Origin of the sequence: Vibrio sp. 10N.239.312.C11 (assembly GCF_041466065.1) — a bacterium.
Lineage (GTDB): Bacteria > Pseudomonadota > Gammaproteobacteria > Enterobacterales > Vibrionaceae > Vibrio > Vibrio tasmaniensis_A.
The window spans coordinates 1-15,948 of sequence record NZ_JBFSRZ010000022.1 but is presented as its reverse complement, the minus strand read 5'-3'; the positions used below and the strand labels follow the sequence as shown (position 1 = coordinate 15,948).

Genomic DNA, 15,948 nt, shown 5'->3' with positions numbered 1-15,948 from the left:
TTATTTGCAGACCTCAATCTCATTGTTGCCCTTATTTACAATTTAAGCAACTTTGAGAAGACTTCTGCAAGGAATGCACAAGCCTCTTTTTGATAAAGAGTGCTTTCAATTTATACGGAAATTAACGTTTTTTTGACCAAGGTTAGTACGCAAGCCCATGTGCTTCGACTATTCTTGAGATTAATTTTCATCCTTAACTGATTTCGATCAGAAAAATAAACAGGTAGTCATTAATGTCTAAGCTAGTTTTAGTTTTAAACTGTGGTAGTTCTTCTCTTAAATTCGCTGTTGTTGATGCAGAATCAGGTGCAGAGCACCTAACTGGTCTTGCTGAGTGTCTAGGTCTTCCAGAAGCTCGTATGAAATGGAAACTTGATGGCAAGCATGAAGCACAACTAGGCGCGGGCGCAGCTCACGTAGAAGCACTATCTTTCATGGTAGAAACTATTCTTGCTTCTAAGCCTGAGCTTAAAGCTAACCTTGGCGCTATCGGTCACCGTATCGTACACGGCGGTGAGCAGTTCACTTCTTCTGCGCTTATCACTGATGAAGTTCTTAAGGGTATTCAAGACGCTGCGACTTTTGCACCTCTTCACAACCCTGCTCACCTTATCGGTATCGAAGCGGCTCAAAAAAACTTCCCTGGTCTACAAAACGTTGCTGTATTTGACACTGCGTTCCACCAAACAATGCCTTCTGAGTCTTACCTATACGCTCTACCGTACAACCTGTACAAAGAGCACGGCATCCGTCGTTACGGCATGCACGGTACTTCTCACCTATTCATCACTCGTGAAGTTGCAGGCCTACTAAACAAGCCAGTTGAAGAAGTTAACATCATCAACTGTCACCTAGGTAACGGCGCTTCTGTATGTGCAATCAAGAACGGTCAATCTGTAGATACTTCTATGGGTCTTACTCCTCTTGAAGGTCTTGTAATGGGTACACGTTGTGGTGACCTAGATCCTGCAATCATCTTCCACCTACACGACGCTCTTGGTTACTCTGTTGAAGAAATCAACAACATGCTAACTAAAGAATCTGGTCTTGCTGGTCTAACTGAAGTGACTTCTGACTGTCGTTTCGTTGAAGACAACTACGGCGAGAAAGAAGAAGCAACTCGTGCAATGGACGTGTTCTGTCACCGTCTAGCTAAGTACGTTGCTGGTTACACTGCAACTCTAGAAGGTCGTCTAGACGCAATCACTTTCACTGGCGGCATCGGCGAGAACTCTGGCCCAATCCGTGAAATGGTTCTTAACCGCCTAGGCATCTTCGGCATCGAAGTTGACGGTGAAGCTAACCTTAAAGCTCGTTTCGGCGGCGAAGGTACTATCACTACAGCTAACAGCCGTATCCCTGCAATGGTTATCTCGACTAACGAAGAGCTAGTAATTGCTGAAGACACTGCGAAACTAGCAGGTCTTTAATTGATTTTCCTGACTAGCTTCACTCGAAGCTAGTCAGTTTTTCATATCAAGAAAATGGGGCTCAACTTCTATTCCTACCCCAATATGTTTATCGGTGGGAATAGCGGTTGAGCTTTTTTATTTCCAATAGTCAAAGGTGTTCGTCAATGTCACGTACTATTATGCTTATCCCTACAAGCGCTGGTGTTGGTCTTACTAGTGTTAGCATGGGTGTTCTTCGCGCTATGGAGCGTAAGGGCGTAAGTGTTTCTTTCTACAAGCCAATCGCTCAACCTCGTAGCGGTGGTAACCAGCCAGATTTAACCTCTACTATCATCAGCGCGAACAGCGACATTAAGATTGGTGAGCCAATCGCAATGACAAAAGCTGAAGCTTTGATCGGTAGTGAAAAAACGGATGAGCTTCTTGAATCTGTTGTTGAGCAATACAACAAAATCAACAAAGACGCTGAAGTAACGCTAATCGAAGGCCTAGTCCCTACTCGTAAGCACCCGTTTGCAAACCAAGTGAACGCAGAAATCGCAAAAACGCTTGGCGCAGAGATCGTATTCGTTGCGACTCCTGGTACTGACAACCCTACGCAACTTAAAGAGCGTATCGAAGTAGCATGTTCTAACTTCGGCGGTACAAAAAACAAGAATATCAAAGGCGTAATCATCAACAAGCTTAATGCTCCTGTTGATGAAGCTGGTCGTACTCGCCCTGACCTATCTGAAATCTTTGATGATGCAGACAGCGCTCAGCAAGCGAACCTTGAAGTAATGCAAATCTTCAATTCTAGCCCTATCCGTGTTCTTGGCTGTGTGCCATGGAGCATCGACCTAATCGCAACTCGTGCGGTTGATATGGCTAAGCACCTTAACGCTGAAATCGTTAACGAAGGTGAAATCTCAACTCGTCGTATTAAGAGCATCACTTTCTGTGCACGTTCTCTACCGCACATGATTGAGCACTTCAAGCCAGGTTCACTGCTAGTAACTTCTGCAGACCGTCCTGACGTTATCGTTGCTGCGGCTCTTGCTGCGAAAAACGGTGTTGAGATTGGCGCAATCCTACTGACTGGCGGTTACGACATTCCAGAAAGTATTGCTAACCTTTGTGCACCAGCATTCGCTTCAGGTCTACCGATCTTCAAAGCTCAAGGTAACACTTGGCAGACGTCTCTAAACCTACAGAGCTTCAACCTAGAAGTTCCTGCAGACGATAAAGAGCGTATCGAGTTCGTTAACGATCACGTTGCAAGCCACATTGATGGCCCTTGGATTGATTCTCTATCTGAAGGTACTCAAGGCATCCGTCGTCTAAGCCCACCAGCATTCCGTTACCAGCTAACTGAATTTGCTCGTAAAGCGGCTAAGCGCATCGTTCTTCCTGAAGGTGACGAACCACGTACAGTTAAAGCTGCGGCTATCTGTGCTGAGCGCGGTATCGCAACGTGTGTACTTCTAGGTAACCCTGAAGAAATCCGTCGCGTTGCAGCGCAGCAAGGTGTTGAGCTTGGCGCTGGCGTTGAGATCATCGACTCTGCATCAGTTCGCGAAAACTACGTAGCTCGTCTAGTAGAACTTCGTGGCGCTAAAGGCATGACTGAAGTTGTTGCTCGTGAGAAGCTAGACGATTCAGTATTCTTAGGCACTATGATGCTTGAAGCTGGTGAAGTTGACGGTCTAGTATCTGGTGCTGTTCACACAACGGCGAACACTATCGTTCCTCCGTTCCAGATCATCAAGACTGCTCCTGATGCTTCTATCGTATCTTCAATCTTCTTCATGCTTCTGCCTGATCAAGTGCTTGTATACGGTGACTGTGCGATCAACCCAGATCCAACAGCTGAACAGCTTGCTGAAATCGCTATCCAATCTGCAGATTCTGCTGCTGCATTCGGTATCGACCCACGCGTTGCTATGATCTCTTACTCTACTGGTGAATCTGGTAAAGGTGCAGACGTAGATAAAGTGCGTGAAGCAACCAAACTTGCTCAAGCGAAACGTCCTGATCTAGTGATCGACGGTCCTCTTCAGTACGACGCAGCAATCATGGAAAACGTAGCCGCTTCTAAAGCGCCTAACTCTCCAGTTGCAGGTAAAGCGACAGTATTCGTATTCCCAGACCTAAACACGGGTAACACGACTTACAAAGCGGTACAGCGTTCAGCAGATCTAGTATCTATCGGTCCAATGCTTCAAGGTATGCGCAAGCCAGTAAATGACTTGTCACGTGGCGCTCTAGTAGACGATATCGTTTACACTGTAGCTCTAACGGCTATCCAAGCAGACCAAGCAGCTCAAGCTGAAGAAAAAGTAATTAACTAATTACATTTTCTCGTTCTTAAATGCTTTAAAAGTATCAAAGCCTATGCTATTTGCATGGGCTTTTTATCATCGAAAATTGGTCGAAATGACAAACCTCGCTCTATTCGTACGCCACCCAATAGCTGTATTTTCACTTTTAGCTAAACCACTGATTTATCGGGTTGTCTTTTTCTTTCCTTTCTATTATTAACCTACCGTACGTTTATCTGAAAAGTGCGATCTTTGACGTTTTTATTCTTCGCAATGATGATTTGTTTTGTTATATTATTTTACATAATAAATAAACTTCTTTGTATTTCATAACACTATGACGTCAGATACTCGGCTGATCACGTTGATCAAATGGCTCCCAGTTAGCTTTATCGCACTTTTTTCACTCGTACTAATTTCTTCATTTCTGTACAACTCACACCTGTCTAACCAAAAACAATTAGTTAGAGCTGAGCAACTATTTAAAGATCAGCACAAACAATTGCTTAAAAGCCAAGTCGACGTAGCAAAAAGCCAAGTTCTCTATTTAAAATCAACCACCGAGTCAGAACTAAAACAAGTCGTAAAAGAACGATTAGAAGAAGCACATCGAATCTCTACTCGTCTCTACGAAGACAACAGATCACAGCCAAGAGAAATAATCGAATCCATCATTAAAAGTGCGTTAAAAGACATTCGCTTCAATAGTGATCGTGGTTACCTTTTTATTGTTGATCGCCAAGCTAAAGGCATCATGCACCCATTCTGGCCCCACCTCGAAGGACAGGACCTTTCCACGCTTAAAGATACGCGAGGCACTCCCATCGTCACAGAAATGGTCAAACTGTCACTAGAGAAGAAAACAAGCTTTTATAGGTGGTGGTTTCACAAACCAGGTGACAACAAGACAGAGTACGAAAAAATTGGATATTCTGTCTACTTTGAACCACTAGACTGGGTTATAAGCTCCGGTGATTATGTCGTTGATGTTGAAAGTGACCTAAAACAACAATCATTAAATTGGCTGAAAAACTTAACGCTTCCTGGTTCTGATCAGCTTTTCGTACTCGACAAGCAAGGCGTATTTTTGGCGCACGAGTCGCAAGAACTCATTGGGTCAAAACATCCTACATTTCAGTTAATTATTCAAAGTCAAAACTCAACTAATTCACTCCAAGAACGATTTATCAGCCTCGATAACGGGTTGGCTAACAATCGTTCGCAAGACACCATTAACTATGTAGCAAAAATTCCAGACTGGGAGTGGTATATCGTTGGTAGTGCTTATACCCAAGCCATTGAACAATACTCTATCGCACACAAACTGGTCACCGAAGAATCACTAAAGCACGATACGATTGAACTCATCATTTATAGTGCAGCAAGCTTCCTAACTTTGCTGGTCATTAGTTTCTATATGGGTAATGCCATCGCACGACGTTTTACTACCTTCCAAAACAGAATTAAACATGACTTCCATAAACTAGAGCAGAACCGTAAAGAACTCTCTTACTTGGCTCACCACGACTCACTCACCGGTCTTTACAACCGAACTGCATTAAAAGAGAGCTTTGCGGTCATACAAGAAAGAAACATACAAAATACGACTAAAATCGCTGTACTTTTTATCGACCTAGATGATTTTAAAAATATTAACGACGCTCATGGTCATGGCTATGGGGATCAACTGCTCAAAAACATTGCTCAAACTCTACAACATTTAACTGAGCCGAATGAAATGTATTTCCGTTTTGGCGGGGATGAGTTTATTGCGATTATAGACAATCTACCGACAGCTGAATCTTTGACACCAATTCTTAACAAGATTAAGCAGGCAATCGAACGCTCATACAATATCAAAGGGGAAAGCCTATCAATTAAGACAAGCATCGGCGTATCCTTATCCCCCGATCATGCTGACAATATAGAAATGTTAATCTCTAAAGCTGATATGGCACTCTATTTCGCGAAACGTACAAGCAAAGGCATTATTCAATTATTTAACGAGTCTATTTCTGATGATATCCACAGTAAACTCGAGATTGAGAACGCGCTTAATTCTGCTTTAAATAACGAAGAACTGTACGTTCACTATCAACCTCAAGTCGACGTACATTCAGGTGTAGTGTTAGGGGTAGAAGCGCTCTGTCGTTGGCAAAACAAAAAGTTAGGATTTATTCCACCTGACGTATTTATCAGCATGGCGGAAAAAACGAATCTAATTAATGACATTACGTTCTTTGTCGCTGAAACTAGCATGCGCCATATTAGCAATATCAATAGTAAGCAGGGGGTCTCTCTATCGTTGTCTATCAACCTATCTCCAGCAGTGTTTACTCAGCATAACTTGGTTGAACGCTTCTCAGAGCTTGCTGCCAAATACGCATTTACACCAGCCAAGATCAAAATTGAGATTACAGAAAGTGTACTAGTTGAAGATCTGCAAGCCGTCACGCGGGTAATGAACCGCTTCCAAGCACTAGGTATGCAAGTTTCCATCGACGATTTCGGTACGGGTTATTCATCATTAAGCTATATTGCCTCCCTGCCTATCAATGAGATCAAGATAGATAAATCATTTATAGATACTATTGATACCGATGAGAGGCAATTTGCACTGGTTGAAGCGATTACTTCTCTAGCAAGTATTTTCAATTTCGACTTGGTCGTGGAAGGTATTGAGACTCAAGCACAGTTGCAGTCTATTAAGCAATTGTACTGTAGCGCAGTTCAGGGCTACTACTACTCACGTCCGGTAAGCGCAACAGACCTCGTTAAGTATCTAGAGCTACAAAATCAAAGAGAAGCCTTTGAAGTGTAATTCGATATCAGCCTGACCCTATATTCCGGTAAGTTAAATTAAATAACTGCGTTTATGGGGTGACTCTAAATCAAGGTAAGGCCCTTTGGGGACAACTTGAGTCGGATTAATGCCTGTATGGCTGTAATAATAGTGGCGCTTGATGTGATAAAAATCGGTCGTCTCTTTAATGCCTTCGACCTGGTAGAGCTCTTTTAAGTAACCCTGAATATGGACGTAGTCTGAAATTCGCTGCTTATTACACTTAAAGTGCCCAACATAAACGGCATCAAATCGAACCAGAGTGGTAAACAAGCGCCAATCCGCTTCTGTAATCTCGTTACCCGCTAAATAGCGATGTTCGCTAAGGTGAGCGTCTACTTTGTCTAAGGCTTCAAATAACGCATCATACGCTTCTTCGTAGGCTTCTTGTGTCGTTGCAAAGCCCGTTCGGTACACACCGTTGTTAATGTTTGGGTAGATATAGTCATTCCACTCATCAATCTTCTTTGCCAGTTCCCACGGATAGTAATCATCGGTGTTGCCTGTCAGTTCATTAAACTCTGAGTTAAACATACGGATAATCTCAGACGACTCGTTACTCACAATGGTGTTAGTCTTTTTATCCCACAACACAGGCACCGTCACTCTACCCGAGTAGTCAGGTTTGGCTTGAGTGTAGATTTGATGCATGCGCGTATGGCCGAACAGAGGTTCAGGTAACCCCATTTGCCAACCATCACTCATCATGTCTGGGCAAACCACCGTCACGTCAATGTGATCGGTTAGGTCTTTAAGCTCTCGGAAGATAAGGGTGCGGTGCGCCCAAGGGCAAGCCAATGATACGTACAAGTGATAACGGCCGCTTTCAGGCTGAAACTGCGCGGACGCTTTATTCTCTACCCAGTGACGAAAGCCTGCATCTTCACGAACAAACTTGCCACCGCTTTCTTTGGTGTCGTACCAAACATCATGCCAAACACCTTCAACTAACTTGCCCATATCCAAACCTCTGTCATCCAAAATTTTTTATACCAATCACAGTAAGTAAATGTTCAGAAATAGCGCAGAGAAAAGGCTTGAGAACAAGGAAGAATTTTTCTGTTAGTAGTTATTCTACAATCAAAAATTCTAACGCCGTTATCGAGCGTTTTAACAAGCTAGGATGAGCAGTTATTTACTACGATTGGTATTAGTATAAAAAAAGCCAACTTTTTCTAAACTAGAAGAAGTTGGCTTAGTTGTTCAAATTATTTGATGAAGCTTATTTAATATGGAACTTTAGACACAAAAAAAGCGCGACTCTAATAACTAGTCGCGCTTAAGCCTGTCACAGGCTGAACCGTTTTAAATAGGCTCTAGACTTGTACGTGCAAGCAAGATACTGCGTGTACGTCATCGCCTTGAATGGTTGGCTTGGTTTTCGCACACGCCTCAGTTGCTTCAGGGCAACGAGTACGGAACACACAACCTGATGGTGGGTTGATTGGCGATGGTAAATCACCTTCCAGCATCTGAATCGTTTTGCTGCGCTCTAAGCGTGGGTCTGGAATCGGAACTGCAGACATCAATGCTTTGGTATATGGGTGTTTTGGGTCTGAGAACAAGGCATCTGATTCACCTAGTTCAACAGCATTACCTAAGTACATCACCAATACACGGTCAGAGATGTGTTTCACCACTGACAAATCGTGCGCGATGAATACCAAAGACAAACCTAACTCTTTCTGTAGTTCCATAAGAAGGTTTACTACTTGAGCTTGGATAGATACATCCAGAGCAGAAACAGGTTCATCACAGATGATCATCTTAGGCTTCAAGATAAGTGCACGTGCGATACCGATACGTTGACACTGACCACCAGAGAATTCATGTGGGTAACGGTTGATTACGTTGGGTAGTAGACCAACTTTTGCCATCATATCTTTAACTCGATCTTTCACTTCCTGTTTAGAAAGCTCAGGATAAAAAGTCTCTAGAGGCTCAGCAATGATGTCGCCTACTGACATACGCGGGTTGAGTGATGCTAGCGGATCTTGGAAGATCATCTGAATCTCTTTACGAGTCTCACGACGCTTCACTTCCTGCATCTTAGTCAGGTCTTGACCTAACCACATAACTTCGCCTTCAGTTGCCTCAACTAAACCAATAATTGCGCGCGCAAATGTTGATTTACCACAGCCAGACTCACCTACTACACCTAGCGTTTCGCCTTCGTAAAGATGAACATCCACACCATCAACGGCTTTAAGGTTTGATGGTTTCGCCCAAGGCCAAGCAGACTTAGCCGCAATGCTAAAGTGAACTTTTAGGTCTTTAATATCTAATAGTAATTCTTTACTCATTTTGTCCAAGTCTCCCAATCTGAAAAACAAGCACGCTGACGGTCTTTAGCAAATGGCTGTAGAATCGGTGCTTCTTGCTTACAACGGTCCATTACACGGTGACAGCGGTCTTGGTAAGGACAACCTGTTGGTAGGCGAAGTAAGTTAGGTGGGTTACCTGGAATCGTCGGTAGAATTTCACCTTCGGTATCCAAACGAGGAATCGCTTTAAGCAGGCCTTCCGCATAAGGGTGGCTTGGCTCGTAGAAGATTTCATCAACCGTGCCATATTCCATTGTACGACCTGCATACATCACAAGTACTTTGTCACACGAACCAGCAACCACACCTAAGTCATGAGTGATCATGATGATTGCTGTATTGAACTCATCTTTAAGTTCGTTCAGCAATTCCATGATTTGCGCTTGAATGGTTACATCCAACGCCGTTGTCGGCTCATCAGCGATAAGCAATTTAGGGCGACACAGTAGTGCCATTGCGATCATCACACGTTGACGCATACCGCCAGAAAATTCATGTGGGTACATGGTTATACGCTTGCGTGCTTCAGGGATTTTCACCGCTTCCAGCATACGAACTGATTCTTCGAACGCTTCTGCTTTACCCATGCCTTTATGCAGCATAAGTACTTCCATCAGCTGATCACATACTTTCATGTAAGGATTCAGTGACGTCATTGGATCTTGGAAGATCATCGCGATCTGTTCAGCTCGTACTTTGTTCAGCTCTTTTTCAGGCAGGTTAAGAATTTCATTGCCTTCAAACTTTGCGCTACCTGAGATGATGCCGTTCTTAGCTAGCAGCCCCATCAGTGCAAATACCGTTTGTGATTTACCTGAACCCGACTCACCAACAATACCCAGCGTTTCGCCTTGGTTAAGTGAGAAGTTCAAGTCGTTTACTGCGGTTACGATACCATCTTGCGTGGTAAATTCGACGCGCAGATCTTTGACATCTAATAAGCTCATCATTGCTTCCTTCAATCTTTTATAGCTTTTGTATTTTTATTTGCTATTTCTTTATCTGTCTTTTGGATCAAGCGCGTCGCGCAGACCATCACCTACGTAGTTAAAGCAGAACAGCGTAACTACCATGAATGCCGCTGGGAATGCCAATTGCCAAATAGCAACTTCCATTGTTTGCGAGCCTTCTTGTAATAGCGCGCCCCAACTTGTCATAGGCTCTTGAACACCAAGACCAAGGAAAGATAAGAATGATTCAGTAAGGATCATGCTCGGAATAAGTAGCGTCGAGTAAACCGCAACAATACCCAATACATTCGGTACGATATGACGTGTAATGATCTTCCATTTACTTACACCACATACGTGAGCAGCCTCGATGAATTCTTTGCTACGTAGACTCAACGTTTGACCACGTACGATTCGTGCCATATCGAGCCAAGCAATAGCACCGATAGCAACAAAGATAAGTACAATATTACGACCAAAGAATGTTACCAGTACGATCACAAGGAACATGAATGGTACTGCGTACAAGATCTCTAGGATACGCATCATCACTCGGTCAGTACGACCGCCAATGAAACCTGAAGCTGCACCGTAAAGCGTACCAATCAGTACCGCTACAAATGCGCCCATCACACCAACCATCAGAGAAATACGGCCGCCGATCATCGTACGGACGTATAAGTCACGACCTAAACTGTCGGTACCAAACCAATGATCCGCATTTGGACCAACGTGCATTGCGTACCAATCAGTATCATCGTAAGCATGCTGCGCCAACATAGGTAAGAAGATTACCGATAGCACCATGATAATTAGAATGAACAGGCTTATCATTGCCGCTTTGTTGCGCATAAAACGAATACGCGCATCCTGCCACAAACTACGACCTTCAATTTCCAGATTCTCAGAGAATTTTTCGATCGCTTCTAAGTTTTCTTTTTTCTTCAACATAACCATGCGTCCCTGTTAGTAGCGAATTTTCGGGTCAATAAGCGCTAGTAAAATATCAACGATAGCGTTGAACAAGATGAATAGGAAACCAATCAAAATGGTTACACCCATTACTAACGAGTAGTCACGGTTAAACGCGGCGTTAACAAACAGCTTACCGATACCCGGTAGGCCGAAGATGGTTTCAACAACAACTGAACCTGTGATGATACCTACGAAAGCAGGCCCCATATATGAAACAACAGGTAGCATTGCTGGCTTAAGCGCATGTTTAAGAACGATATAACGGTAACTTAGGCCTTTAGCACGAGCAGTACGGATAAAGTTACTGTTTAGAGTTTCAATCATGCTACCGCGAGTGATACGAGCAAAGGTAGCTACATATAGAAGAGACATCGCAATAACAGGTAGCACAATGTACGCGAAGGTGCCGCCATGCCAACCACCTGCTGGGAATATATTCCAGTGCAGGGAGAAAAGGTAAATAAGCGCTGGTGCCAATACGAAGGATGGCATCACCACCCCGAGCATGGCTGTCGACATTATGGTGTAGTCGACCCAGGTATTGTGCTTCAACGCGGCTATAGTACCGACGGTGACCCCCATAATTAGCGTAAAGATAAAGGCAACGAAGCCTACCTTCGCAGATACTGGAAGCGCAACAGCAATCAGCTCATTTACTGTGTAATCTTGATATTTGAAAGATGGACCAAAATCACCCTGAAGGATGTTGGTTAAGTACGTGGTGTACTGTTCAAATACTGGTTTATCTAAGCCGTATTTAGCTTCGATGTTAGCCATAACTTCTGGCGGTAATGGACGCTCGCTTGAAAACGGGTTACCCGGTGCGAAACGCATGAGAAAGAAAGATATAGTGATCAACACCAACATCGTTGGAATCGCTTCAAATATCCTTTTCATAATGAATTTAAGCATAAACTCACTCTTTCAGTCTGTGACAATTAAAATTAGAAAGACGCTACATGCGCATGTTACGCATGTAGTGTCTGTATCGTTATAGTTATATTAACTTTTTAGAATCGAAGCTTATTGAGCCTTGATGTATAAGTCTTTCGAGAAGATCTTATCTTCCGCGTTGTTCGTAGGGAAGCCACCAACGTGCGGATTTAGTAGACGTGATTTCACGTATTGATAGATAGGTGCGATAGGCATATCGTTAGCCATTAGCGCCTCAGCTTCAAGATAAAGTGCTTTACGCTCTTCTTCTGAAGTCGAGTTCAGTGCTTTATCAATGATTTGATCGTAAGCCGCGCTGTCGTAGTGAACACCACCGGTAGTGTTGTTACTCTTCATTAGCGTTAGGAATGACGATGCTTCATTGTAGTCACCACACCAACCAGCACGAGCTACTTCGAAGTCACCAGAATCTTTAGAAGATAGGTAAGTTTTCCACTCTTGGTTTTCAAGTGTAACTTTAAGACCCAGTGTTTTCTTCCACATAGAACCTAGTGCTACAGCAATCTTCTTGTGGTTTTCAGAAGTGTTGTAAAGTAGGTTGAAGTTTAGTGGATTGTCTTTACCGTAACCCGCTTCTTCAAGAAGACGTGCCGCTTCTACGTTACGTTCTTTTTGAGACATTGTACCGTACTGAGGAAGCTCAGGATCGAAGCCCGCTGTGATTTCAGGCGTCAGGAAATATGCTGGTTTTTGACCTTGCGCTAAGATAGCGCCAGTCACGATGTCACGGTCAATTGCGTAAGAGATAGCCTTACGTACGCGAACGTCATCAAATGGAGCTTTCTTCGTGTTGAAGATGTAGTAGTAAGTACACAAGTTACCAGCTACAGATACGTCTTCTGCGTGCTCTTTCTTAAGACGCTTGAAGTGCTCAGTTGGAAGTTCATTTGTGAAGTCGATTTCACCAGATAAGAAACGGTTCATTTCCGCAACTTGGTTTTCGATTGGTAGGAAGGTTACTTTGTTTAGAACAGTTTTGTCGTTGTTCCAGTATTGGTCGTTACGCTTTAGAACTAGACGTTCGTTAACAACCCACTTATCAACAGAGAATGCGCCGTTACCTACGAAGTTACCCGGCTTGGTCCATTGGTCACCGAATTTTTCAACAGTTGCCTTGTGTACTGGCTTCACTGTTGTGTGGCCCATCATCATTACGAAGTATGGTACCGCTGTTTCTAATTCAACAACAAGTGTGTTTGCATCTACAGCTTTAACGCCTAGCTCACTCTTGTCTTTCTTACCCGCTACGATGTCTTTCGCATTCACCATCTTGGTATATTCCATGTACCAAGCGTATGGAGAAGCAGTGGCAGGATCAACTGCACGTTTCCAGCTGTAAACGAAATCTTCAGCTGTTACAGGATCGCCGTTAGACCATTTTGCATCTTTGCGTAGGTGAAAAGTGAATGTTTTGTTGTCTGTCGTTTCCCAGCTCTCAGCAACACCAGGGATAGTATTACCTTCACCGTCCTGGTTCACTAGACCTTCTAGAAGATCACGAATTACGTGAGATTCTGGTACACCTTGAGATTTGTGTGGGTCGATAGTCGCAACTTCAGTACCGTTACCGCGAACAAGTTCCTGAACTTTTGCTAGTTCTGTACCTGCTGGAACTTCAGCAGCGATAGAAAGAGTAGAAGTGGCAGCCACTGCCAAACCAGCACCTAGAAGAAGGGCCTGAGTGATTTTATTCTTGTACATTTAATAAACTCCAAGTTTTTCGTATTGCATCCATGACTTCTTTGCTAAGTTCACTGAACGGCAGTGATTTAGATTTATTTAGCTTAAAATATAAGCATAAAAATCTAAAACCTTACAAAGATTGAGGCACACACTATCAACCATTGAAGTAATTTGCCATAAACAAGTCGCAAAAAATCGGATAATTCTCCGAAATACTCAAGGTATCAGTGTAAATATCTAATAAAATCCTAATGAATAGTGAGTTACACATAGGGATTTATTAAATAACAGCCTTTAGTGTTGATGTATCTGTGTTGATACTTTTTTTTAGCATCTTATGCTAGAACACCTTTGATAAGTTAACATTAATGCCACATTAAATCTAAGTGCACATCACATATCCCCTAAATAGACTGTACTATTTGTGAGGGTTATCACTTTATACAAAACAGCATAATGCACTGCACCAAAACAGATGCAGAGCTGCACCAGTACAGAAAAAATAAGCCAAAGAATTTATATGCAACTCGAATGATTAATCATTTAATAAACACCCTATTTTTTATAAATGACTTTGTTGCACGCACAAAAAAACCGACGTTCAACGTCGGCTTTATTACCTAAGTCCTAACCTGAAATGCGTTATCACGTTAAGGACGAAACATTATGTGGGATAATTTACTTTTTCCAGCGCTCTGCAGCTTTGGTATCAGAATCGCGAGAATCAACCCAGCGAGTTGTTTCAGTGGTACGTTCTTTTTTCCAAAACGGCGCTTTGGTTTTGAGGAAGTCCATAACAAACTCGCACGCTTCAAAGGCAGCCCCTCGGTGCGCACTGGATACACCAACGTAAACAATCTGGTCACCGATATCTAGGTCACCAACACGGTGAATCACTCGCATCTTCTGAATAGGCCAGCGCGCTTCAGCTTGATCACAGATCTCACTCAGCGACTTCTCTGTCATACCCGGATAGTGCTCTAGAGACAAACCAATCACGTTGTCGCCAAGGTTCATGTCGCGAACTTTACCAACAAACGTCACTACCGCTCCTGCAGCGGTGCCTTGAGCTAGATAATCGTATTCGTCACCCACAGAAAAATCTTCTGCCGTAACTAGTACTCTTGGATCAATAACTCGAGAGTCGTTCATGGCTAACCTCCAGTAACAGGTGGGAAGAAAGCCACTTCATCGCCGTCTTTCACTTCAGTTGTCAAAGGTACGATTGATTGGTTAAGTGCAGCCAGAAGTTTGCCCTCCTCCATTGCGATATCCCATTTGCCTTCTTGTGTTACAAGGTGGCTGCGAATCGCTTCAATAGTATTGAATTGTGCATCGACTTCTAGGCTATCGACACCGACAAGTTCACGAGTTTGAGCAAAGAACAGTACAGTAATCATGATTCCACCTTGAAGTGACCAGATTTACCACCCGTCTTCTCTAACAGGCGTACATTTTCGATAACAATGTCTTTTTGAACAGCTTTACACATATCGTAAATCGTTAGCGCAGCTACGGAAGCAGCCGTAAGCGCTTCCATCTCAACGCCCGTCTTACCTGCAAGTTTACAAACAGATTCAATGCGAACCTTGTTTTCAGACTCGATAGCTTCTAGCTGCACTTCTACTTTAGTTAGTAGTAGAGGGTGACACAGTGGAATCAAGTCCCACGTTTTCTTAGCCGCTTGGATGCCAGCAATACGTGCCGTCGCAAAAACATCACCCTTATGGTGGCTACCAGAAACAATCAGTTCTAGCGTTTCTGCTGACATTTGAACGAAAGCTTCCGCTCTCGCTTCGCGTACAGTTTCCGCTTTAGCCGACACATCGACCATGTTCGCTTCACCAGACGCGTTAATGTGAGTAAATTGGCTCATGCTCAAACCACCTTATACAGAAAGATGTGGCATGAAGTTACAAGGACGGTGGCTAGCATCCATCTGTTGCTTAATGATCTTAGTCCAACCTGTACGGCACGCACCTGTAGAACCTGGCATCGCAAAGATAACCGTGTGGTTAGCAAAACCCGCGATTGCACGCGATTGAATCGTCGAAGTACCGATCTCTTCGTAAGACACTTGGCGGAATAGCTCACCAAAGCCTTCTACTTCTTTGTCGAACAGTGGCTTAAGTGCTTCTGGGGTGCTGTCACGAGAAGTGAAACCCGTACCGCCAGTGATCATGATCGCTTGGACGCTGTCATCAGCAATCCACTGAGATACGATCGCACGGATCTTGTACATGTCATCGATAACAATTTGCTTATCAACCACGTTGTGACCAGCTTCCTTAGCATGCTCAGCTAGGTAACCACCTGACGTGTCATTTTCTTCTGTACGAGTATCTGAAACCGTTAGTACTGCAATGTTCGCTGCTTGAAATTTGCTTTCTGCGTGACCCATTTGTTCACCTATATAAATTTTTCAATTATGAGGGCGTGTTGACCTTTCGTGATTAAATTTTGTTCGAGATAAAAGCGTTTTAATCGCGGCGAGGGGGAAGTAGCCTA

Annotated in this window: 13 protein-coding genes; 3 read left to right on the top strand and 10 right to left on the bottom strand. The window is 43.5% G+C overall.

What is annotated here, in order from left to right; translation table 11 throughout:
- The first annotated feature begins 233 nt into the window (after positions 1–233).
- The 3 genes from AB6D07_RS11460 to AB6D07_RS11450 all read left to right on the top strand — a co-directional run bounded on the left by AB6D07_RS11460 (position 234) and on the right by AB6D07_RS11450 (position 6,533).
- On the top strand, positions 234–1,430 hold the full coding sequence (locus AB6D07_RS11460; protein ID WP_009848631.1) for an acetate kinase: 1,197 nt from the start codon (positions 234–236) through the stop codon (positions 1,428–1,430).
- 146 nt (positions 1,431–1,576) lie between these two features.
- The gene (gene pta / locus AB6D07_RS11455; RefSeq protein WP_029222899.1) at positions 1,577–3,742 is read left to right on the top strand and encodes a phosphate acetyltransferase; all 2,166 of its coding nucleotides are present in this window, start codon (positions 1,577–1,579) and stop codon (positions 3,740–3,742) included.
- Between the two features lie 307 nt (positions 3,743–4,049).
- On the top strand, positions 4,050–6,533 hold the full coding sequence (locus tag AB6D07_RS11450) for an EAL domain-containing protein (RefSeq protein WP_017102832.1): 2,484 nt from the start codon (positions 4,050–4,052) through the stop codon (positions 6,531–6,533).
- 33 nt (positions 6,534–6,566) lie between these two features.
- Here AB6D07_RS11450 and AB6D07_RS11445 read toward each other — a convergent pair whose 3' ends face one another.
- The 10 genes from AB6D07_RS11445 to moaB all read right to left on the bottom strand — a co-directional run bounded on the left by AB6D07_RS11445 (position 6,567) and on the right by moaB (position 15,841).
- Entirely contained in the window at positions 6,567–7,514 is a 948-nt protein-coding gene (locus tag AB6D07_RS11445) for a glutathione S-transferase family protein (protein ID WP_017102833.1), read from the bottom strand.
- 356 nt (positions 7,515–7,870) lie between these two features.
- Positions 7,871–8,857, bottom strand: a complete 987-nt coding sequence (oppF, locus tag AB6D07_RS11440) for a murein tripeptide/oligopeptide ABC transporter ATP binding protein OppF (RefSeq protein WP_029223024.1) — start codon at positions 8,855–8,857, stop codon at positions 7,871–7,873.
- Entirely contained in the window at positions 8,854–9,825 is a 972-nt protein-coding gene (locus AB6D07_RS11435; protein WP_009848635.1) for an ABC transporter ATP-binding protein, read from the bottom strand. The genes oppF and AB6D07_RS11435 overlap by 4 nt, the downstream gene beginning before the upstream one ends.
- 51 nt (positions 9,826–9,876) lie before the next feature.
- The gene (gene oppC, locus AB6D07_RS11430; RefSeq protein ID WP_009848636.1) at positions 9,877–10,779 is read right to left on the bottom strand and encodes an oligopeptide ABC transporter permease OppC; all 903 of its coding nucleotides are present in this window, start codon (positions 10,777–10,779) and stop codon (positions 9,877–9,879) included.
- Positions 10,780–10,794: 15 nt separating this feature from the next.
- Positions 10,795–11,715 carry an oligopeptide ABC transporter permease OppB gene (gene oppB, locus AB6D07_RS11425; RefSeq protein WP_012603542.1) on the bottom strand — a complete coding sequence of 307 codons (921 nt, stop codon included), beginning with the start codon at positions 11,713–11,715 and terminating at the stop codon, positions 10,795–10,797.
- Between the two features lie 111 nt (positions 11,716–11,826).
- Positions 11,827–13,458 carry an ABC transporter substrate-binding protein gene (locus AB6D07_RS11420; RefSeq protein ID WP_009848638.1) on the bottom strand — a complete coding sequence of 544 codons (1,632 nt, stop codon included), beginning with the start codon at positions 13,456–13,458 and terminating at the stop codon, positions 11,827–11,829.
- 660 nt (positions 13,459–14,118) lie between these two features.
- Positions 14,119–14,592: a molybdopterin synthase catalytic subunit MoaE gene (gene moaE, locus AB6D07_RS11415; RefSeq protein WP_009848639.1), complete on the bottom strand. Its 474-nt coding sequence runs from the start codon at positions 14,590–14,592 to the stop codon at positions 14,119–14,121.
- 2 nt (positions 14,593–14,594) lie between these two features.
- Positions 14,595–14,840, bottom strand: coding sequence for a molybdopterin synthase sulfur carrier subunit (gene moaD / locus AB6D07_RS11410; protein WP_017103580.1), 246 nt, complete (start codon positions 14,838–14,840; stop codon positions 14,595–14,597).
- Positions 14,837–15,316: a cyclic pyranopterin monophosphate synthase MoaC gene (gene moaC / locus AB6D07_RS11405; protein WP_004734026.1), complete on the bottom strand. Its 480-nt coding sequence runs from the start codon at positions 15,314–15,316 to the stop codon at positions 14,837–14,839. Before moaC ends, moaD begins: the two co-directional genes overlap by 4 nt.
- Before the next feature lie 12 nt (positions 15,317–15,328).
- Positions 15,329–15,841, bottom strand: coding sequence for a molybdenum cofactor biosynthesis protein B (moaB, locus tag AB6D07_RS11400; protein WP_010437177.1), 513 nt, complete (start codon positions 15,839–15,841; stop codon positions 15,329–15,331).
- Positions 15,842–15,948: the final 107 nt, after the last annotated feature.